The 20,045-nt window shown below is 67.4% G+C and carries 13 protein-coding genes; 6 read left to right on the top strand and 7 right to left on the bottom strand.

Going from position 1 to position 20,045, the window contains the following annotated elements; translation table 11 throughout:
- Window positions 1-5 precede the first annotated feature (5 nt).
- The gene (locus QUE68_RS09950; protein WP_286275787.1) at window positions 6-1,217 is read right to left on the bottom strand and encodes a deoxyguanosinetriphosphate triphosphohydrolase; all 1,212 of its coding nucleotides are present in this window, start codon (window positions 1,215-1,217) and stop codon (window positions 6-8) included.
- Window positions 1,218-1,584: 367 nt separating this feature from the next.
- On the opposite strand from QUE68_RS09950, the gene QUE68_RS09945 reads away from it, so the two are divergent.
- The gene (locus QUE68_RS09945) at window positions 1,585-5,205 is read left to right on the top strand and encodes a hypothetical protein (RefSeq protein ID WP_286275543.1); all 3,621 of its coding nucleotides are present in this window, start codon (window positions 1,585-1,587) and stop codon (window positions 5,203-5,205) included.
- A 19-nt stretch (window positions 5,206-5,224) separates the two neighbouring features.
- On the top strand, window positions 5,225-9,661 hold the full coding sequence (locus tag QUE68_RS09940) for a hypothetical protein (protein ID WP_286275542.1): 4,437 nt from the start codon (window positions 5,225-5,227) through the stop codon (window positions 9,659-9,661).
- A 9-nt stretch (window positions 9,662-9,670) separates the two neighbouring features.
- Here the strand turns inward: QUE68_RS09940 and QUE68_RS09935 are convergent, their stop codons facing one another.
- Complete coding sequence (locus QUE68_RS09935) at window positions 9,671-10,891, bottom strand: hypothetical protein (protein WP_284225872.1); 1,221 nt, start codon at window positions 10,889-10,891, stop codon at window positions 9,671-9,673.
- Between the two features lie 142 nt (window positions 10,892-11,033).
- On the opposite strand from QUE68_RS09935, the gene QUE68_RS09930 reads away from it, so the two are divergent.
- Window positions 11,034-13,046 (top strand): TPM domain-containing protein, encoded by a 2,013-nt coding sequence (locus tag QUE68_RS09930; protein ID WP_286275541.1) that lies wholly within the window; start codon window positions 11,034-11,036, stop codon window positions 13,044-13,046.
- Between the two features lie 81 nt (window positions 13,047-13,127).
- Here QUE68_RS09930 and QUE68_RS09925 read toward each other — a convergent pair whose 3' ends face one another.
- Both QUE68_RS09925 and QUE68_RS09920 read right to left on the bottom strand, forming a co-directional pair.
- Window positions 13,128-14,015: a PDDEXK family nuclease gene (locus QUE68_RS09925; RefSeq protein WP_284233759.1), complete on the bottom strand. Its 888-nt coding sequence runs from the start codon at window positions 14,013-14,015 to the stop codon at window positions 13,128-13,130.
- 158 nt (window positions 14,016-14,173) lie between these two features.
- Window positions 14,174-15,559, bottom strand: coding sequence for a glycine--tRNA ligase (locus tag QUE68_RS09920; RefSeq protein WP_284233757.1), 1,386 nt, complete (start codon window positions 15,557-15,559; stop codon window positions 14,174-14,176).
- Window positions 15,560-15,628: 69 nt separating this feature from the next.
- Here QUE68_RS09920 and QUE68_RS09915 point away from each other — a divergent pair, with 69 nt between their 5' ends.
- Together QUE68_RS09915 and QUE68_RS09910 are read left to right on the top strand one after the other, a co-directional pair.
- Window positions 15,629-15,964, top strand: coding sequence for an ArsR/SmtB family transcription factor (locus QUE68_RS09915; protein ID WP_284233755.1), 336 nt, complete (start codon window positions 15,629-15,631; stop codon window positions 15,962-15,964).
- Window positions 15,961-16,356 carry a Fur family transcriptional regulator gene (locus QUE68_RS09910; protein WP_284233752.1) on the top strand — a complete coding sequence of 132 codons (396 nt, stop codon included), beginning with the start codon at window positions 15,961-15,963 and terminating at the stop codon, window positions 16,354-16,356. The genes QUE68_RS09915 and QUE68_RS09910 overlap by 4 nt, the downstream gene beginning before the upstream one ends.
- A gap of 3 nt (window positions 16,357-16,359) precedes the next feature.
- On the opposite strand, the gene QUE68_RS09905 is transcribed toward QUE68_RS09910, so the two are convergent.
- Genes QUE68_RS09905 through recO form a run of 3 tightly spaced genes read right to left on the bottom strand, consistent with a single transcriptional unit; the run spans window position 16,360 to window position 18,516 of the window.
- Window positions 16,360-16,812, bottom strand: a complete 453-nt coding sequence (locus tag QUE68_RS09905) for a hypothetical protein (RefSeq protein WP_286275540.1) — start codon at window positions 16,810-16,812, stop codon at window positions 16,360-16,362.
- A 32-nt stretch (window positions 16,813-16,844) separates the two neighbouring features.
- Window positions 16,845-17,726: a decaprenyl diphosphate synthase gene (locus QUE68_RS09900; protein ID WP_284233748.1), complete on the bottom strand. Its 882-nt coding sequence runs from the start codon at window positions 17,724-17,726 to the stop codon at window positions 16,845-16,847.
- Complete coding sequence (gene recO, locus QUE68_RS09895) at window positions 17,674-18,516, bottom strand: DNA repair protein RecO (protein ID WP_284233747.1); 843 nt, start codon at window positions 18,514-18,516, stop codon at window positions 17,674-17,676. The genes QUE68_RS09900 and recO overlap by 53 nt, the downstream gene beginning before the upstream one ends.
- 64 nt (window positions 18,517-18,580) lie before the next feature.
- Here recO and QUE68_RS09890 point away from each other — a divergent pair, with 64 nt between their 5' ends.
- Window positions 18,581-20,041, top strand: a complete 1,461-nt coding sequence (locus QUE68_RS09890; protein WP_284225862.1) for an amidase — start codon at window positions 18,581-18,583, stop codon at window positions 20,039-20,041.
- Window positions 20,042-20,045 lie beyond the last annotated feature (4 nt).

The raw sequence follows: 20,045 nt of genomic DNA, 5'->3' as shown, positions 1-20,045 counted from the left end.
CGCGCTCAGACCGGCCCGAGCCGCTCCACTCGCCCCTCGGTGTACGACGCGATCTGGTCGAGAATCACGCGGAGCCGGGCGCCGTCGTCGGCCGCGGCGTTGAACTCGGGGACGAAGATGGGGTCGAGCGTGCCGGGCGCCCCGGCCACCAAGAAATGGGCCACGGCGTGGATGCGCTCCCGTTGCCGCGCCTGCAAATCCAGGTGTGGCGGATCCGACATGATGAACTGCAGCGCGAGGATCTTGAGCAGCACCACCTCGGCCCGCACGGTCGCGGGCACCGACAGGTCACTGCGATAGCGGACCAACGGTCCCGGGCCGGTCCGCTCGCGGGTCGCGGCGATCGCGGCGGACGCGAATCGGCCGACGAACTCGCTGGTCAGCGTCTTCAGTGCCACCGACGCGGCGAGGGTGCCATCGTACTTGCCGACGGCGGCGACCACCGGAAGCGCCGACAATCTCTCTGCCGCGGCGACCAGATCGTCCGCAGCGAGACCGCCGCCCATACCGCTGGCCGCCCCGAGCCGGCCGAGCTCGGCCACGGCGTCCTCGTCGGCGAGCACGCGCAGGTCGATCCGGCCCGACACCACACCGTCCTCGACGTCGTGCACGGAGTACGCGACGTCGTCGGCCCAGTCCATCACCTGAGCCTCCAGGCACGGTTTGCGGTCGGGCGTGCCCTCGCGGACCCAGGTCGCCGCCACCGCGTCGTCGGCGTAGAAGCCGAACTTGCTTCTGCTCGGGGACCGCGACCACGGGTACTTCGTCACCGCGTCCAGCGCCGCTCGAGTGAGGTTCAGGCCTGCGCTGAGGCCTTGTCGGTCAAGTACTTTGGGTTCCATTCTGGTCAGGATGCGAAAGTTCTGGGCGTTGCCCTCGAACCCGCCGAAGTCCTCGGCCAGCTCGTTGAGCGCCCGCTCCCCGTTGTGCCCATAGGGCGGGTGGCCGATGTCGTGCGCCAGGCCCGCGAGGTCGACCAGGTCGGGGTCGCAGCCCAGCCCCACGGCCATCCCGCGACCGATTTGGGCCACCTCCAGCGAGTGGGTCAACCGGGTGCGGGGCGTCTCGCTTTGCCGCGGCCCAACGACCTGCGTCTTGTCGGCCAGCCGACGGAACGCGGCGCTGTGCAGGACCCTCGCACGGTCCCTGGCGAAATCGGTGCGGTGTTCGGTGTCCGTCCCCGGCAGGGCAGCACCCTTCGGCGCCTCGACCACCATGCGTTGTCGGTCGAAGTCGTCGTAGAGATCCCCTGGGACATCCTGATAGTGCGCCACCGACGCACAGTCTGCCAGGACGGTCCGGCTCGCCTCTCCGAGAAGCGGGCCAGCCGTGGATATCGAGCGAATGCGTTGAAAGTCGAACTCGAATGTCGGTGTGGGTCGACAATTCGGGACATACCCGTCCACCACCACCTCGCAGGGGGACATCGTGGGTGCCGATCGACTCGACATAACGAGATTTCTTCAGTCGTCAGTTGCTCAAGTGCGGTTGGCGCACACGCTTCTCACCGCAGGTCAAACCGGCCCTCATGAGAGTTTGCCGCGGGTCAGACTATTTCGCTCCACCGATTTGCTCGACGTCACGATGTCCTTCGTCAATCTCTCCATCGATCACCAAGCGAACGGCCCAATTCTCCGGCGCACGGACGCCGCTCGAGATGGCTATCTGTGCGCACACTTCAGCGGTCAGCATCTGCACGAGGAGGCGTTCTTCGAGAAGGCGGACGGGATCCCCTTCCCACGCACTCCGGCCGCCCCCCTGGGTAACGAACCACCGACTCTCCCACCGGTGCGCACCCGCATCGCCGCCCGCTCGCGGTTGGCCTTCAAGGTCACCGACGAGCACGTCCCCTACACCCCGGCCGGACTCCTCGCAGCGATGCGAACCCTGCCGCTGAATGTGGTGCCACACGCGGTCGACTCCGCCGGCGGGCTGATCGTCCTCCGAACCGACCGCCTGCTCGCACCAATCGCAGGTTCACTCGGGGCTGACGCACTACGTCGCATCTCCGCGACCCTGCAGACCGCCGGCCGCACTCTGGCCGCCGCCGCGGTCATCCAAGCCCGCTTCGGCGACGCCGCGGCCGCCGAAGCGCTCACCGCCGCCAGTGTCGCGCTCGGATCGTTCGAGTTGAGCAGGCTCGCGGCAGAGGCGATCGGCGCCCGGCGCGTCATACCCCAGGTGGTCGTCGATCTGCGTCCCCCATCCCCCCGCGCGCCAACGTCCACCGAAACCGCGCTCGAGCTTCCCTTCCGGCTGCAGCTGAGCCCACACGACGAGGGGGGATTCGCACATGCCACCTTGCCGGCGAAGTCGGTCAGCGGCCAGGTCGAGTTGTGGCACACGCGGTTCGGCGTCCGCACCCCCATGGGGATCGACGAGGGTCCACGGACCGACCGGACCGTACGCGCGGTGTGGGCGAGAGACTTCGACGAGACACCCGACTTCGGCTTCCACGCACAACCGCAGCGCGGCTCGGACGCCGGAACGGAGTTTCCCAACCCCGACCAGTCCGACGATCAGCCTCGGTGGCGCAGCCCGCTGAACAGTCGAGATCGGATGATGCTGGTCCACGAATCGTCGAACTTCCGGCTCGCCAACTCGGCAGGAGGCCGCTACGTGCCACCGTCGGTGCACGTCGACCGCTTGATGCTGTCCGCCATGGGCGGCTGGCTATCGTCGGCGTTCAGCACCACCCCACCGCGGGGCAACACGACGATCGAGGAGTGGGTGCATCACGCCGCGCTCGGCCGGGATGGCTTCGTCAAGGTCGTCTACGCGGGCTTCCTCATGCCGTTCGGACACCGGGCCTCCCTCGTGAAGGTCACCGAGCGCAAGGTCAAGTCGGGAATTGCGTACCTGTTTCAACGCATGTACGTGGTGGTCCGCGAACGGATGCGTAGCTACGGCGCCACCGGTGATCCGACGTTCGACCTGACGATGCCGTTCACGTCGGTGCAGATCGCGACCGAGTCAACACCCGATCTGGATGGCCCCGTCGACCGGACGCCGTCGATCGCGGGCTTCATGTTCGTCCCGAGCATCGACGGACGGGCGTTCCGATTCAAGATGGTCGGGGTCGACCTGGTGGGCAGGCTGGTCGAATTCGACGGGCCGCTGGTGTTCGCCGAATACGACCACAACGCCAACCCCGCTACCGTCCAGACCACGTCGAACGCATTCAACGCGAGCCCCGTCAGCTTCGACCTACGCGGGCAGAAGGTGGCCTACGCACCATCGGTCGAACCCGACGACACCACCCTGGCCACCACATCGATGACGTTCGACGTCGGCGCGCCAATCGGGGTCTTCACCAAGCGGCCCGATCAAGCGCAAACCCATTGGGAGCCAAAGCTTCGCACCGCTGACACGGTGGTGCCCGCGATGAACATGCTGGCCAGCGCGAACACCCCCGTCACCGTGAAGTACCCGGCCCGGTACATCGAGGCGCAGTTCTCCGGGAATCCCACCGAAGTGTTCTTGGAACTGACGTCGCCGGCTGCCCTCGACTTTGGCACTCAGTCACACCGGTCCGGCGGGTTCGTGGCACCATCGCTGAACGTCACAGCCCTTTCGCGGGCATTGGGTCCGGTCGGCGGGCCCCCCGCCGCACTGTTTTCCGGCGGGGGCGCGCCGGACTTCGACATCGCGAACTTCTTCTCGTCGTCGGCCAAGTTGTTCGGCCTGGTCAGCCTTGGCGACCTCGTCGTGAGCGGTCTGAACGTCGCCTCGCTGCCTCGATTCGTGGCACAGGGCTTCGACGCCGCCACCATGTTCGCCACCAATGTCGAACGGCTGCAGGACCTCTGCGCACGTCTTGCGGTCCAGCTTCCGGCCGGCGCAGCGGCCGCACAACTGCAAACCACCGCCACCGCCGCCGCCGCGGGAGCGGCCGCGCTCGCAGCACTCGCTCCCACGTCCGGCGGGCCGTCGGTCGAGGCGCGACGCACTTCCGCGATTGCCGCGCTGGGGCAGCTGACTGCGGCCATGTCGGCGGTCGTTCCCGCCATCGCGGGAGAAGCCGCCGCGCTGCGCGCAGACCGGGAAGTACTCGACACCATCGTCGACCGGCTCACCGACCAACTAGGCACCGGCGCAATCCAACTCGGCACGCTCGTCGACCTGGTGGCACGCGCGGCTGCAGGTGACATCCTGCCCGAGACCATGCGGGGCCGACTGGACTGGGCCGCCGAACTACGCCCATGGCCGAAGAGCGGTTCCATCTTCGTTCCGGACGGTGGGGGCAACGGCAGGCTCACGGTCGCGGTGGACGTCCAGGCGCCGACCACGCCGGGAGGCGAGCCAAGCGCCCTGGTGTCGTGCGCGATCTCGCCGTTCAAGCTGCGCCTGATCGGTGACACACCATTCGTCACGCTTCACTTCGCCAAGTTGGAATTCTCCTCGGTACCGGGCCAGAAGACCGACGTGAACGTCGAATTCGACAGATCCGACGGCGTCGTGTTCGGCGGACCGCTGGCGTTCGTCGAGACGCTGCGGTCGATCATCCCGATGGACGGCTTCAGTGATCCGCCGTATCTCGACGTCAGCGCCTCGGGTATCCGCGCCGGGTTCGACCTGCCGATCCCCAGCGTGGCGATCGGTATCTTCGCGCTGACCAACATCAGCCTGTCCGCGGCGTTCGAGGTGCCATTCATCGGCGAGTCGATCGCCGTGCGCTTCGGGTTCAGCACACGGGAAAATCCCTTCCGCCTGTCAATTTCGCTATTCGCCGGCGGCGGGTTCTTCGGTATCGTCATCACGCCGCAGGAGGTACGCGAACTCGAGGCGGCTCTCGAATTCGGTGCCGCGGTCGAGCTGAACTTTGGCGTCGCGAGCGGTTCGGTGTCGGTGATGGCCGGCATCTACTTCAGGTTGCGCACCGAATCAGGCAAGACCAGCGCGCTCCTCGCGGGCTACTTCCGGGCGCGCGGCGAAGTCGACGTGCTGGGTCTCATCACCGCGTCCATCGAGATCTACCTCGAACTCAGTTACGAGACGGCGTCGGGCAAGGCGGTTGGCCGCGCCAGTATCTCGGTCGAGGTGTCGGTGTGCATGCTGTCCTTCTCGGTGTCCATCAGCGTCGAGAAGAAATTCGCGGGCAGCGCTGGCGACCCCACGTTCGCGCAAGTCATGGGTACCCACCCGGACGCCCTGCCTGGTACCGGCCGGCCCTGGGACGCCTACTGCGACGCCTTCGCGGGCTGAAGTCAACGGAGACGATGGCATGGACGAAGACGGCCTACTGACCGCGCTGCCCCGTGGACGCGATCCCGAGACCGGGCGGCTGCGGGTGACGGCCTTCGTCACCGCGCGGGTGGACGTGACGGGCGACGTGCCGCCCGTCCCGCTATCGACCTGCCCGACCTTCTCCGATTGGGGAGCCATCAGCGGGCAAGTCCGGTTGGCACTCGTCTACCAATCTGGTGTGGCCACGGGAACCATTGCCCTACAGCCTGATCCCTCCGCTCCACGCCCCGACGGCCAATTGTGGCGCACGCTCTTCGATGACGTCCACGTCGGATCGGGCACCTTCCAGGACCTGTCCGACCAGACCGTCGCCTCGTTCCCGGCTCAAGCGGTCTCCGAACTGATCCGCACGACCTACGCCCTGGTCGCCGAACAGTCCCCTGGCGTCTTCCCACCGACCACCACGGGACCCCTCGTCGGGTTGAGGGCGATCGGCGATCGGCTGCGGCGTCGGGAACTGGGCCCTGCCGCCGAGCAACCCAGCGCCGGACTGCCGCGTTTTGCGTCACCGCGGCCAGGCGGCCCGCCGGGCGCGCCGGGCAGGCACGTCGACCGTTCAACGCTCCAGCCGCCGACCTCGGTGACCGGCGGCTATCAAACGCTCGTCGAGGCGCAGCGCTTCTACGACCGCCCCGGGGCCGCGGACCCACTGGGCCCCGATCGCGTCCCCGACCCGCCCAAGCGGCCTCACCTTGAGTTCCACGCCTTCGTCTCCGCAATGGCCGATTATCCCGAACTGTTGCGGCATCTCGGTCTCGCCATGGATTTCCTGCTCGCCGAGGAACTTCCCGGGGAGGTCGGACAGATTCGATTCGAACCCGTTGAGCTGCCGGTGGATTGGGCACGCGCAGAGGTGTCACGGCCGTGGACCAGCTATGAGATCAGAGGACGCCGTTTCATCGCCCGGCCGCGCAGCGACGAGGACGAACTGGTCGACGGCTCGCTGCGCGTGGAATCCGACCGGCTGTTCCAGCTCGAGCAGATCGACGTCGATGGTGGCGCGCTCAAGTTGGCGGGGACCGCCGCGTCCGTGGCCGTTACCGCCGAGGTCGTGTCCAAGCTGCCGGGCAGCGAGACGGTGGCGCCATCGATGACGCCGGACGCCTCGTCGCTGCCTGCGCTGCGAGGCATGGGACTCACCCTTTACCGCAACGGGCGGGCCGAGAAGATCGTCCGCACCTGGGACGCCGCCAAGAAGCTCGACGATTCGCGTGTCGGCGGCAACGTGCCGGAGCTCACCGCCGAGGACGTCACCCGCGGGTACCGGATCGACGTCGCCGAGGAGTCGGAACCGGACACCTGGTATACCTTGCACGCGCGCACCGGGACGTATCTGCTTCGGACCGGGATCCCTGGCGAGCGTGAGCCGTTGCCTCTGGCCGAGCCGATCGGGCCCGACGAGGGTTACGTCAAGGCGGCCAGCCTGACCAAGAACGTCGCCGAACCCAAGGTGGCCTACCTGCACGAGGCAGTCGCGGGGTGGGAGGGCTGGAGTTTGTCGGCGCCGAGGCCCGGCAACCGAATCGGGTTGTTGGAGGTCGAAGGGCCGACTGCCCCCGGGGACGAACCCGACGGCTTCGAGTTGCCGCTCGAGGTGAGCTTCCGACCCACTGCAGGCTCCCTGCCCGCCTTGAGATTCGGCCGGTCCTACCGGATGCGGAGCCGCCTGGTCGACATGGCCGGAGGTTCGGTTTCGGTGGACGACCTCGATCCACGACACGTCACGCCATTCACGCCATTTCGCCGTTGGGACCCGGTACCGCCACCCACACTCATCCCACGACGGCCGTTCACCGAGGGTGAATCGTTGTTGCGCATGGTGATTCGGTCGACACTGGGTGTTCCCGCCGCCGACTACGTTGCCCTCGGAAGGATCCGCGCGCTGCCAGGGCACGAACGCGACGATCTGCAGTACCGTGCCATGAACGACCGCCACCTCGCCGCGCCCGCCGGATCCCAACAGTTGGCCGAGATGCACGGGCAGTTCGACGCAGCCGTTCGCCAATCGTCGTCGACTGCTGAGCGCGATGCGGCGTTCGACGTGGCCACCCGTTCGGCAGGCAGCTTTCTGTCGCCCGCCGATGCGGGGGTCATCACCGATGGCAAGGCGCCTCCGCGTCCCGTAGTCCTGAATGAGCAGAACCTCCTTGCCGATTCGCGCACCGGTAACCTCGGCGAGGGCGAATACGTCCTGCACGACGTGGACCTGCTGACGCTCCCCTACCTGCCCGACCCGCTGGCCGTAGCCGCATCGTTCACAGCGCTGCCCGGAACGGCGGGTACGTGGGAACTGACGTGGCCCGGACACGCAACCTGGTTCGACCGGCGCCCCATCCTGCTACGCATCGAAGACGGCAGCGGGCCGCCGGACTGGGACGAGAACACCCGAGTCCTACGAGTATTCCTCCGACCCGCCGAACAAGTTCGGGTGGCCATGAGCTCGATCCTGCCGAAGGACGCTCTGCCGTTGATGGGAGTGTGGATGCTGGAACGTCCCGCCGCCCAGGCCTCGCAGGAAGCCGACGCGGTGTCGGGTCGGCATTGGATGCTGACCCCGTGGGCCACGCTCGAGCTGGTACATGCCGTCGAAAAGCCCATCGCTGCACCGGTTGTCAACGTCTCCGAGCCGGCCGTCTACAACTCCGGGGTGTTCCGTTATCCAGGCAACACCCACGCCTGGCTTGCCGGAACCATCGGCAACCACGCGAAGAGCACCGGCCGCCTCGACGTGGACGCCGCCTGGACCGAACCGATCGACGACGTCACCAAGCCGTCTTGGTTCGTACGCCACGGGCAATCTCACGTCGTCGACTTCCTGCTGGAGGCTACCGAGGACGCCTGCCGGATCGGCAGCAAGAATCTGGCGCCGACCCCGGGACGCCCTGCGACACATGAAGTCCGGCACGAGTTCGGTGACACGAAGCATCGTTGGGTCGAATACACACCGATGGCCACCACGCGATTCCGTGAGTACTTTCCGACGGCAATCACTGCCGACAAGACCCTCATCCGTCACGTCGGGCCGAAGCGACGGCTCTCCATCCCGTCCTCGCACCGTCCCGATCCGGCGCAGGTGGCCTACGTGGTCCCCACCTGGTCGTGGGACGACCACCTCGGCGTCGGCATCGAGGGGCCACTGATGCCCAACCTCGGCGTCACGCAGATCAGGACGCGGGTCGGCGGTGGCCTGCGGGTGTACCTGGCCCGGCCCTGGTTCTCCTCGGGTGAGGACGAGCTGCTGGGCGTCGTAATCCGAAGTCAACCGTGGCTCACCGCACCGCCGGATCTCGACGCCGACGTGCTCGCCGCCGGAGGCGCTCAGCTGTCAGCCGATCTGGCCGCGCAGCGGATCCTCGACGCCGGGTTGGTCGACGATACCGCGAGTTCCGGCCTCGGCCCTGCGGCGCGATTGCTCGCGGGCGTCACGCCCGCGCCGGTGCAGCGGCCGATTGGCTTGGGGGCAGACGTCGACCTGGCCCAGGCGCAGCTGGCGTCACACCTTGCCGTCCTCGGCGGCGTCCGTCGAAACACCGACACCCGCGGCTTGGCCGAGCGGAACCGGTTCCTCACCGCGGTGCTCGACGAACTTGCCGCCGGCGCCGACCTGGGCACCGGCGAGCTCATCGACGGTGTGCTCGGTGCGTCGGGTCCGCTCACCTCGAAGTGGGGCAGCGATCCGGCGTGGAGTTCCGAGCGGACTCCGCGCGGGCCCTACATCCACCAGTTCCCCCTGCGCACTGCGGTCGGCACCGACATGTCGATTCCCGGTCAGGAGAAACACGCCGTCGTCGTCGGCCACCCGGTACAGTTCGACGCCACTCGCGGCCTCTGGTTCTGCGACCTTCAACTGGACGTCGGCGACGCCTACCAACCGTTCGTCGACCTCGCTCTAGTCCGTTACCAGCCCTATTCCGTTGCCGGATACCATTGTTCATCGGTGGTGAAGCCCGGCTTCATCCAGGTTCTTCCCGACCGTACCGCCGCGGTGACCAGATCGACCGACCGAACGCTGCTGGTGTCGCTGCGCGGGCCGTCCGGGTTCAACCGGCTTGGTCAGCAGTTCATGTACGGCTCGCCCATCGCCGCGCAGGTGGATTCTTCGCGGGAGGTGACCGCAGAGGTCCAGGTGCGACCAAAGGGCGGGTCCGACCTGGACTGGCGGCCATGGGGTAAGTCCGCTCGTCTGCGCGCCTCGGGCACCAGCCTCGCCGACATCCATTGGGATGGAGGCATTTCGGTGCAGCCAGCCGTCGATGAGGACGATCAACGATTGGTCCTGACGGAGTACGAGTTGTTCGAGACCGACGAGTCGACGGCAGAATGCTGGGTCAAGCGGCCACCGGGCGGAGTCGGCGAGGTGGACTCCAAACCGGCGGCCCGGAGGCTGGTCTTCGCCACCGACTTCAGCTTGTGAACCCAGCCGCTAGTGCATGTCGCGAGTTCCCGGAAACAGCCCGTCGTCGATTGGACGGGCCAGCCCCGGGTTGAGCGCGGTCAATTCCGCCGAGTCCGCGGCGTCCCGGAACACCAGGGCCGATGCCTGCTGGATCTGCGGGTTGCCGCTGAACGTCATCGTGGAGGTACGCCGCAGCCACAACGCGATCTGCTGGAAGGTGGCAGCGTGACCACGATCGCGGATCGTCTGCATGTAGCCGTTGTCGTCGAACATGAACACCGGGTCGGTTTCGGCGAAGTAGAAGTGCGCGGCCTCGGCCAATGCGACGGGTTGCAGAAACCTCAAGGCAAACGGGTCGCCATCACGTTCGCGTTGGACGATCCAGGCCACGTGGCGCGCGCACATCTCCTCGACGAACTGGTTGAACACCCGCGGGGTGTCGTGCCCCGTAGCAACCGAGAGTTGTTGGGCCAATGCGGGGTCGAGGAACGTATCGGTGTCGAACGCCGGCGTGAGATCCAGATTCAGGCCGGCGTTTCGCACGTGGGCCAGTTCGTGGCAGAGCAATTCGATCAGCTCGACTCGATGCGTGCGGCCGCTGGGACGGTGGATCAGGATGCGCAGCCCGCGGACGCTGAGGTCGTCGACGACGACGACCTCGTGAAGGTTGCCGTCGGTACCGAGAAACTGACGGCCCTGACCGGCGGCCGGTCCCAGATCGGCGAGTGCGGCCTTCACGTCCGGCGGTATTCGGTTGTCACCGAGAAGGTCGCTCACCCGGCTGGCGGCCACGATCCCCACGAGGAAGCCAGAATTCAAGGCGGCCAACATGAACGAGCCCACATCGTGCCGCTGGGAGTTGAGCGGCGCGCTGATGAGCGGTGCGAGCGTCAAGCCAATGAACGGCTCGACGACGTGGCGGGCCACGAAGCTGGACACCTCGCCGAACGCCGGATCCAGCGAGGGTGGGTCACTGAACAGTTCGTCATCGAGAGAGCTCGAGGTACCGGGCCCGACGACCGGGTCGGACGGGGACAGTGACCGGGCCACCTTGTAGTCGGAGACGGCGTTCCCAGTGACCGGCCCGAAGAACCCGTCGAACTCGCCGTCGAAGAAGCCGAGCACGCTGAGCCCCTCTTGGACGCGCATCACGGAGAGGTTGGCCTCGGGCTCCAGCATCCGGTGGGTGCCGGCCTGACACTGATTCAAGACGGGATCACCAGAGAGCCGTGCGGATCGCATGGCCATTTCGACCTCCCGGGCCGACGTGAATCGCTCCGTCCGAAACTAACACCGAAGACCTCAGCGGAACGGACTTTGGATCAGTTCAGGCGGGGGACGTTCGGACGTCGTGGCACCGAGCCCAGGAGACAGTCACTACATTGGCGTCATGCGTATCGTCCGCTTCCTGAGCCTTCTACTCGCGGTACTGACCGTGGGCACACTGTTGGCGCCGAACCTGCCGACCGCCAGCGCCTCTCCCCCCACCCGGTTGACCGACTACGTCACCGACGAGGCGGGTGTGTTGGACGCCAGTGGCCTCAGCGAGGTCAAGACGGCCGTCGACGATCTCTACACCGCCCGGCGCGTTCGGCTGTGGGTGGTCTACGTCGACAGCTTCTCCGGTCAGACGGGAGTGGCCTGGGCACAACGCACCATGCAGATCAACAACTTCCAGCCGGACCAGGACGCGGTGCTGGCGGTTGCCACCCAGGACCGCGACTACGCACTGTTGGCCGGAACCGACATCCTGAGCGATTCCGATCAGGCGAATCTCCGCCGCAACGAGGTCGAACCCGCCCTGCGGCAAGGCAACTGGGCGGGTGCGGCAACTGCTGCTGCCACCGGGTTGAAGAACGAGGGCTCCTCGACCGGAGGCGTCTCCTGGGTCAGCATGGTCGTCTTCCTCGCCATCATCGGCGTGGCCCTCCTGGCATTGCTGATGTGGCGTGGGCGCAGGCGACGCAAGCGCCGCGAGGCCGAATTGGCCGCTGCGAAGCGGGTCGACCCGGCAGATCCCAACGCGCTGACGTCACTGTCCCCGGACGCGCTCGATGACCTGTCGAAGTCGATCGTCGTCGAGGTCGACAACGCCGTACGCACCAGCGACAACGAGCTGACCCTGGCGGTCGAGGAGTTCGGCGAGCGGGACACCGCCCCGTTCGTCCAGGCCGTCGCAGGCGCCAAAACCGCGCTGGCGCAAGCGTTCAACGTGCGGCAGATCCTCGATGACACCATCCCCGAGACGCCTGCGCAACGCCGCGACCTTCTCACCCGCGTCATCGTCGCGGCTGCCAGGGCCGACGACGAGCTCGAGGCGCAGCGCGAGGCCTTCGGCAAGCTGCGCGACCTGATCATCAATGCGCCGGACCGACTGGACACCCTCACCCAGCAGATGGTCGACCTGACGGCGCGCATCGAACCCGCGGGGCAGACTCTCGCGGCACTGCACTCGCAGTTCTCCGAGACCGCGCTGGCGTCCGTCGCAGGCAATGTCGATACCGCCAAGCAACGCTTGGCGTTCGCCGACCAGAACATCACCAACGGTCGGGCGCTCGTCGCCAAGCCAGCGGGCAGCCAGGGCGGGCTCGTCGACGCGATCCGGGCAGCGGAATCCGCGTTGGGCCAGGCCCGCACCCTGCTCGACGCGGTCGACAGCGCGTCCACCGACATCAACCGGGCGGTTGCCGCGCTCCCGGCGGCGATCGCCGACATCCAGAATGGCATCAACGCCGCCGGCGCCCAGCTCGCGCGGGGCAACGTTCCACGCGCGTCCGAGCTGACGACGGCGCGCGACGCCGCCGCAGCAGCCGTCGCGCATGCGCAGAACGCGGGCACCTCGGATCCGCTGGGCGCCTTCACGAAACTGACGCAGGCCGACGCGCAACTCGACCGGCTACTGGAGGCGGTCAGTGAAGAAGTCGAGACGGCAGCGCGCTTGAACCGCGCGTTCGATCAGGCACTGTTCGGCGCTCAGTCGCAGGTGCGCTCGGTATCTGACTTCATCGACACCCGCAGAGGCAGCGTCGGACCCGAGGCGCGCACCCGGCTGGCAGAGGCCGTGCGCCAACTGGAGGCGGCGCAGGCCCTCAGGTCGACCAACCTCTCGGAGGCCATCCAGCACGCCAACGGCGCCGCGATGCTGGCGGGACAGGCGCAGTCGATGGCCAATACGGACCTCGCCGCGGCGCAGCGCCAGTACACCGGCCGCTACGGTGGCGGCGGGTTCGGCGGCGGAGGCGGAAACACCGGCGCCATCCTCGGCGGCATCCTCATCGGCAACCTTCTCTCGGGCGCGTTGCGCGGGGGCATCGGTGGGAGCATCGGCGGCGGAGGCGGCTGGAGCCCCGGGTCGTTCGGCGGCTCCGGTGGCGACTGGGGCGGCGGCGGCGGCCGCTTCTAGCTCCCGTAACGCCCGTAACCCTCCCGCGAGCGTGCGTGTCTGCGGGCGACACGCCGTGTCGAAATCGGAGTCGACGCACGCTCACGCCGCGCGTTCGTTCTCCAACTCCATCGCGATCCAACGCACGGTCTCGTAGGACCTTCGTCGGACGTCGTCGGAGACGATCGAGATCACGGTCCAGCCAAGTTCGAGTAAGGCTGCCCGCTTCTGTCGATCGCGCCGCAGAGCGTCGGGGTCACTGTGGAAGTCGAACCCGTCGTACTCGACGGCCACCTTGGCGTCGGGCCATGCGAAGTCCAGTCGCCACAGCCGCCCGCTGAGATCGATGACCTCGTATTGGAGCTCCGGCATGGGCAGCCCGCCGTCGATCATCATCAGCCTCGATTCGCTCTCCATCGGCGACTCGGCGGCCGCGTCGGCCAACGGAATGAGGTCGCGCACCGCGACGATGCCACGCCTACCGGCTTGAGCGATCGCGGCGAGACCTAGTTCGCGACGATCGCAGTGGCCGCTGCGCAACGCCGCATCGAGCGTCGCGAGCGCCCGCGGCCGCCGCAAGGCGCGCGCCACCTCGACCGCCGTCCACGCCGGTGCCGTTGCCGGCCTGCTCTCGACCTGAACCACAGGCGCTCCGTCGCGCCGGTGAACCACGAGTCCATCGGAGTTTCGAAGTTGATGCCGGGCCGGCGTCAACACATGCAGATCGTCGACGCCTTCGGTGTCGAAGCCATGGGCCGCCGCCGCGGTGGACAGGCAGACTGCCACGGGTTCGCCGGCTCGAAGGTCGAGACCGCGAAGCCGGACGTGCGCGTCGGGCTCCTCACGGCCGTAGACCCCGGGCCACACCTTGATCAGGTCGCCTCGCGCGATCCTGGTGTCGAGCTGGCTACGGCTCAGGGCTGACAGCAGCTGCGCAGTCGTCGCTACGCCACCTTGCCCGTCGAAGACGACGTCGAGACTCTTTGGCACACAGACGATCGTCGATCAGCTCGCTTGCTTCGGCGAGCCCCCTCGCGACATCTGGGGATGAAGACTCGTCTGTGGATAACGAGCCGCGGCGAGCGTGCGAGAACTCTGATTTGGGCGCGGCGTGTCGCCCGCAGACACGCACGCTCGCGGGAGAAAAGTTAGCAGCCCTTGAGGCGGCCGGCCAGGTAGTCGGAGACCGCGTCGATCGCCACCCGCTCCTGGGTCATCGCGTCGCGCTCGCGGATGGTCACCGCGTGGTCTTCCAGCGAATCGAAGTCCAGCGTCACGCAGTACGGCGTGCCGATCTCGTCCTGCCTGCGGTACCGCCGACCGATCGCGCCCGCATCGTCGAACTCGACGTTCCACGACTTGCGAAGCTCTGCAGCCAGATCCTTGGCCTTGGGTGACAGGTCGGCATTGCGCGACAGCGGCAGCACGGCGGCCTTGACCGGCGCGAGCCGCGGATCCAGCTTCAGCACGGTGCGCTTGTCGACGCCGCCCTTGGCGTTGGGCGCCTCGTCTTCGTGATACGAGTCGACCAGGAACGCCATCAGCGACCGCGTCAGACCGGCTGCGGGCTCGATGACGTACGGCGTGAACCGGGTATCGGTCGCCTGCTCGTAGAACGACAAGTCGGTGCCGGAATGCTTTGAGTGCGTTGACAAGTCGAAGTCAGTCCGATTGGCTACGCCCTCGAGCTCACCCCACGGGTTGCCCGAGAAGCCGAACTTGTACTCGATGTCGACCGTGCGGTCGGAGTAGTGCGACAGCTTCTCCTTCGGATGCTCGTACAGCCGAAGATTGTCGGCATCGATGCCAAGGTCGACGTACCACTGCAGTCGGGTGTCGATCCAGTACTGGTGCCATTCCTTGGCGGTGGAGGGCTCGACGAAGAACTCCATCTCCATCTGCTCGAACTCGCGGGTGCGGAAGATGAAGTTGCCGGGGGTGATCTCGTTGCGAAAGCTCTTGCCGATCTGGCCGATTCCGAACGGCGGCTTGCGACGCGACGTGGTCACGACGTTCGCGAAGTTGACGAAGATGCCCTGCGCCGTCTCCGGGCGCAGGTAGTGCATGCCCTCTTCGGTCTCGATCGGTCCGAGATAGGTCTTCAGCATCATGTTGAAGTCGCGCGGCTCGGTCCACTGCCCCTTTGTGCCGCAGTCCGGGCAGACGATCTCCGTCATCGCGACCGCGTCGGGATCGTCGAGGCCCTTCTTGAGTGCGTATGCCTCCTGCATGTGGTCCTGCCGGTGGCGCTTGTGGCAGTTCAGGCACTCGACCAGCGGGTCGTTGAACACCTCGACGTGTCCGGAGGCCACCCACACCTCGCGCGGCAGGATGATCGCGCTGTCGAGGCCGACGACGTCGTCACGGGCGGTGACCACCGACCGCCACCACTGCCGCTTGATGTTCTCCTTGAACTCGACGCCCAGTGGCCCGTAGTCCCACGCCGACTTGGTGCCACCGTAGATCTCCCCCGACTGGTAGACGAAGCCACGGCGTTTCGCGAGATTGGCGATGGTGTCGATGATGGAGGCCACGGATGAACAGCGTAGCGGGCGACTGCCGCACGATTGACATGCGAAAACCTGCATGTAATCTGACTGGTAATGAAAACGATTTCCAATGTGGCTGCGGTGGCACACGCCGATGACGTCCTCGAGACCGCCGGTGACCTCCTGCGTGCGCTGGCCGCCCCGGTCCGCATCGCGATCGTGCTTCAGCTTCGTGAATCATCTAGATGCGTTCACGAACTCGTCGATGCGCTCGCCCTGCCGCAGCCGCTGGTCAGCCAACACCTGCGCATCCTGAAGTCTGCGGGAGTCGTCGCCGGGGAGCGCACCGGCCGCGAAGTGCGCTACCGACTCGTCGACGATCACCTCAGCGACATCGTGCTGGCGGCCATCGCCCACGCCGGCGAGTCCACCGCCGACGAGCCACGATGAGCGGCACCGCGATCCGCTCCACGCGGCAGCGCACCGCCATCTCCGCACTGCTGGAGAACGTCGACGAATTCCGGTCCGCCCAGGAACTTCACGACGAACTGCGCCGCCGTGGCGAGGGCATCGGCCTGACCACCGTGTATCGCACGCTCCAGGCGATGGCATCGGCCGGGCTGCTGGACACCTTGCGGACCGACACCGGCGAATCGGTCTACCGCCGCTGTTCGCAACACCACCATCATCACCTGGTGTGCCGGGCCTGCGGTTCCACCGTCGAGGTGGAGGGCGGAGCCGCGGAGGCCTGGGCCGCCGAAGTCGCTGCCCAGCACGGCTTTTCCGACGTCAGCCACACCATCGAGATCTTCGGGGTGTGCGGTGACTGCGCGCTCGGCTGAGCGTCAGCCGGTCAGCGCGGTGCGCACGTCGGCGCCCGTCGTGAGCACCAGCAGGATCAACGTGCGCAACGCGTCCTCGGTGAGACCGCTGGCCGGAAAGTTGTAGCGCAGCATCACCTCGCCGACCTTCTTGACCGCGGGCTTGCGCGCCGCCCGGCCCGACGACCCGTTCGTGGGTGCGGGTGGACCATCGGCGACCTTCTCGACGAGCGCCACGGTGCCGAGCATCGTCCGCCCCGCCTGCTCGGCCACGCGTCCACGAATCTTGTTGTCCAGCGGCAAATCCCACGCCAATGGTTGCGTGAGCGACACCATCTCGAGGCCCTCGGCGATGGTCACGACCCGCAGTGAGGCCACCATCCCGTCCACCGTGACCGTGAGAGCACCGTCGGACTCCTCGACGAGCGTCGTCACCTCGCCCAGCGCGGAGGTCAGCCGCTCCAACAACGTGGACATTCCCCGGTCGCCTTGCTCCTGCCCTCCGGACATCACGCCCTCCCGAAGCGGCGGTTGCGTTGCACGTACTCCTCGCACGCCGCCCAGAGATCGCGACGGTCGTAGTCGGGCCACAGTTTGTCCTGGAACACGTACTCGGCGTAGGCGGCCTGCCACAGCAAGAAGTTGCTGGCCCGCTGCTCCCCCGACGTCCGGATGAACAGGTCGACGTCGGGAATGTCGTCGCGGTGCAGATGCTTGGCGAAGGTCGACTCGTTGATCCGGTTCGGCTTGAGCTTGCCGTCGACGGCCAGCTGGGCCAACTCCTGCGCCGCCTCGACGATCTCCGTGCGGCCGCCGTAGTTGACGCAGTAGTTGATGGTGATCACGTCATTGCCGACGGTCATCTTCTCGGCGATGTCGAATTCCTTGATGACGCTGCTCCACATGCGCGGGCGGGACCCGACCCACCGCATGCGCACCCCCATCGCGTTGAGGTTCTCGCGGCGGCGGCGGACCACCTCGCGGTTGAATCCCATCAGGAAGCGCACCTCTTCGGTGCTGCGCTTCCAGTTCTCCGTAGAGAAGGCGTACACGGTCAGGTGCTTGATGCCGAGCTCGATGGCGCCGCACGTGATGTCGATCAGCACGGCCTCACCCATCCTGTGCCCGTCGGTGCGACCCAGACCCCGCTGCGTCGCCCAGCGGCCGTTTCCGTCCATCACGACCGCGACGTGACTGGGCACCTGACCTGCCGGAATGAGCGGCGCCGACGCCTTCGACGTGTGCTGCGGGGGGCGGGAGAACCTGCCGTTGGTCCCCGGCGGGAGCTCGGGAAAGATCACCGGCCACGTGGACTCGTCCGGGAAGGTCGGATAGTCGTCAGGCGCCGGAGGCAGCTGTGGGTAAGTCTCCTTGCCCCTCTTCGTAGCCATGCGCCACATCCTGCCCGAACAGGGCGACTCGCCGGTCGGCGACCGTGCGATCGACGCGATAGGCCCGCTCCACCAGCGGTAACGTCCGCAGCTGGCGTTCGAGGTGCCACTGCAGGTGCGCCGCCACCAGTCCACTGGCCTGGCTGCGGTGCGACGACGTGGACGCCTCGGCGACGGGCCAGTCCCCGTCGTGCAGGGCGGACATCAGGTCCAGCACGCCCTGGGGCGGCGTCACCGATCCGGACGGCCTGCAGTGCATGCATACGCTTCCGCCCGCGGCGACGTGGAACGCCCGGTGCGGCCCAGGTGCGGCGCAGCGCGCGCATTCGGTGAGCGCCGGGGCCCACCCTGCAATTCCCATGGCCCGCAACAGGTATGCATCGAGCACCAGCTCGCGCGGTCGGGTGCCGTCGGCCACGGCGCGCAGCGCCGCGACGGTGAGCCGGTGCAGGGCGGGTGATGGCGCGTGTTCCTCACCGGCCAACCGCTCGGCGGTCTCCAGCACCGCGCACCCACAGGTATAGCGGCCGTATTCGCTGACGATGTCACTTGCGAACGCGTCGATGGCCTGCACCTGCGTGACGATGTCGAGATTGCGGCCCGGGTACAGCTGAACGTCGATGTGGGCGAACGGCTCGAGCCGCGCCCCGAACTTGCTCCGGGTACGCCGCACACCCTTGGCCACGGCACGGACCAACCCGTGCTCGAGGGTGAGCAGAGTCACGATGCGGTCGGCTTCGCCGAGCTTGTGCTGGCGCAGCACGACAGCTCGATCCCGGTACAGCCGCATCGGCCCAGTCTCCCACCTCCCACCGACCACACCCCGAAGGCACGTCCGGATATTCTCGATTCAAATGGCAGACACTTCATCCAACGGGTTGCGGAAGCGGAACGCCGGCACCTCCCTACCGACCTTGACCCAGCTGCAGTACCGCCTCGCCAGCGGTAAGGTCACGTCCACCGAGCTGACCAAGCGCTCCCTTCGGGCGATCGAGGCCAGCCAGTCCACGCTCAACGCGTTCCGCGTGGTGATGACCGATCAGGCGTTGGCCGACGCGGCCGCGGCTGACCGTAAACGTGCTGCGGGACAACATCTTCCATTGCTAGGCATTCCGATCGCAGTCAAGGACGACGTCGACGTGGCAGGCGTTCCGACGCGATTCGGCACATCGGGTGAGGTCCCCGCCGCCACCGCGGACGCGGAGGTGGTACGCAGGCTGCGCGCGGCGGGGGCGGTGATCGTCGGCAAGACCAACACGTGCGAGCTGGGCCAGTGGCCGTTCACCAGCGGGCCGGCCTTTGGCCACACGCGCAACCCCTGGTCGGCGGAGCACACCCCCGGCGGTTCGTCGGGCGGCAGCGCGGCGGCCGTGGCGGCCGGGCTGGTGCCTGCGGCCATCGGCTCGGACGGCGCGGGCAGCGTCCGCATCCCCGCGGCCTGGACCCATCTCGTCGGCATCAAGCCTCAGCGTGGCCGGATCTCGACCTGGCCGCTGCCCGAGGCATTCAACGGGATCACCGTCAACGGCGTGCTGGCCCGCACCGTCATCGACGCGGCCCTAGTCCTCGACGCCGCCTCCGGCAACGTCGACGGCGACCGGCACCGCCCGCCACCGGTGGCGGTGTCCGAGTACGTCAGCCAGGCCCCTGGTCCGCTGACCGTGGCCATGTCCACGAAGTTCCCGTTCACGGGTTTCCGGTCCAAGCTCCACCCCGAGATCCTCGCCGCCATGGAGACGATGGCCGGACGGTTGGAGGAGCTCGGGCACACCGTGCGGCTCGCCGACCCCGACTACGGCCTGCGCACGTCGTGGAACTTCCTGTCCCGCTCGACGTCCGGCCTGCTGGACTGGGCCCACCGGCTGGGTCCGGGTGTGACGTTCGACGAACGCACCAAGAGCAACATGCGGATGGGGCGGTTGCTGTCGGAGAAGGTGCTGCGCGACGCCCGCCGCCACGAGGCGCAATCCCAGCGTCGCATCGGGTGGATCTTCAACCTCGCCGACGTGGTGTTGGCTCCGACGACGGCCCAGCCGCCACCGAAGGTCCATGACTTCGACCGCCGCGGCGGACTGTCCACCGATCGCGCGATGATCCGCGCGTGTCCGGTCACGTGGCCGTGGAACCTGCTCGGCTGGCCGTCGATCAACATCCCCGCCGGCTTCACCTCCGACGGCCTGCCAATCGGCGTTCAGCTCATGGGGCCCGCGAACAGCGAACCCTTGCTGATCTCCTTGGCTGCCGCGCTGGAGGCACTCGGCGCCTGGCGGGCCGACCAGCCCGACGTCTGGTGGGACACGCCCGAAGAGTCTTGACCCA

The organism is Mycolicibacterium sp. TUM20985, from assembly GCF_030295745.1.
Taxonomy (GTDB): Bacteria; Actinomycetota; Actinomycetes; order Mycobacteriales; family Mycobacteriaceae; genus Mycobacterium.
The sequence above is the reverse complement of the archived record's forward strand: the minus strand, read 5'-3'. Positions and strand labels throughout refer to the sequence as shown.

Coding starts and splice junctions, on each gene's coding strand:
- QUE68_RS09905 (WP_286275540.1), bottom strand. CDS start 16,812: ATGTCCACGTTGTTGGAGCGGCTGACCTCCGCGCTGGGCGAGGTGACG.
- QUE68_RS09950 (WP_286275787.1), bottom strand. CDS start 1,217: ATGGTGGTCGAGGCGCCGAAGGGTGCTGCCCTGCCGGGGACGGACACC.
- QUE68_RS09945 (WP_286275543.1), top strand. CDS start 1,585: ATGTCCTTCGTCAATCTCTCCATCGATCACCAAGCGAACGGCCCAATT.
- QUE68_RS09935 (WP_284225872.1), bottom strand. CDS start 10,891: ATGGCCATGCGATCCGCACGGCTCTCTGGTGATCCCGTCTTGAATCAG.
- QUE68_RS09915 (WP_284233755.1), top strand. CDS start 15,629: ATGAAAACGATTTCCAATGTGGCTGCGGTGGCACACGCCGATGACGTC.
- QUE68_RS09940 (WP_286275542.1), top strand. CDS start 5,225: ATGGACGAAGACGGCCTACTGACCGCGCTGCCCCGTGGACGCGATCCC.
- QUE68_RS09890 (WP_284225862.1), top strand. CDS start 18,581: ATGGCAGACACTTCATCCAACGGGTTGCGGAAGCGGAACGCCGGCACC.
- recO (WP_284233747.1), bottom strand. CDS start 18,516: ATGCGGCTGTACCGGGATCGAGCTGTCGTGCTGCGCCAGCACAAGCTC.
- QUE68_RS09910 (WP_284233752.1), top strand. CDS start 15,961: ATGAGCGGCACCGCGATCCGCTCCACGCGGCAGCGCACCGCCATCTCC.
- QUE68_RS09900 (WP_284233748.1), bottom strand. CDS start 17,726: ATGGCTACGAAGAGGGGCAAGGAGACTTACCCACAGCTGCCTCCGGCG.
- QUE68_RS09930 (WP_286275541.1), top strand. CDS start 11,034: ATGCGTATCGTCCGCTTCCTGAGCCTTCTACTCGCGGTACTGACCGTG.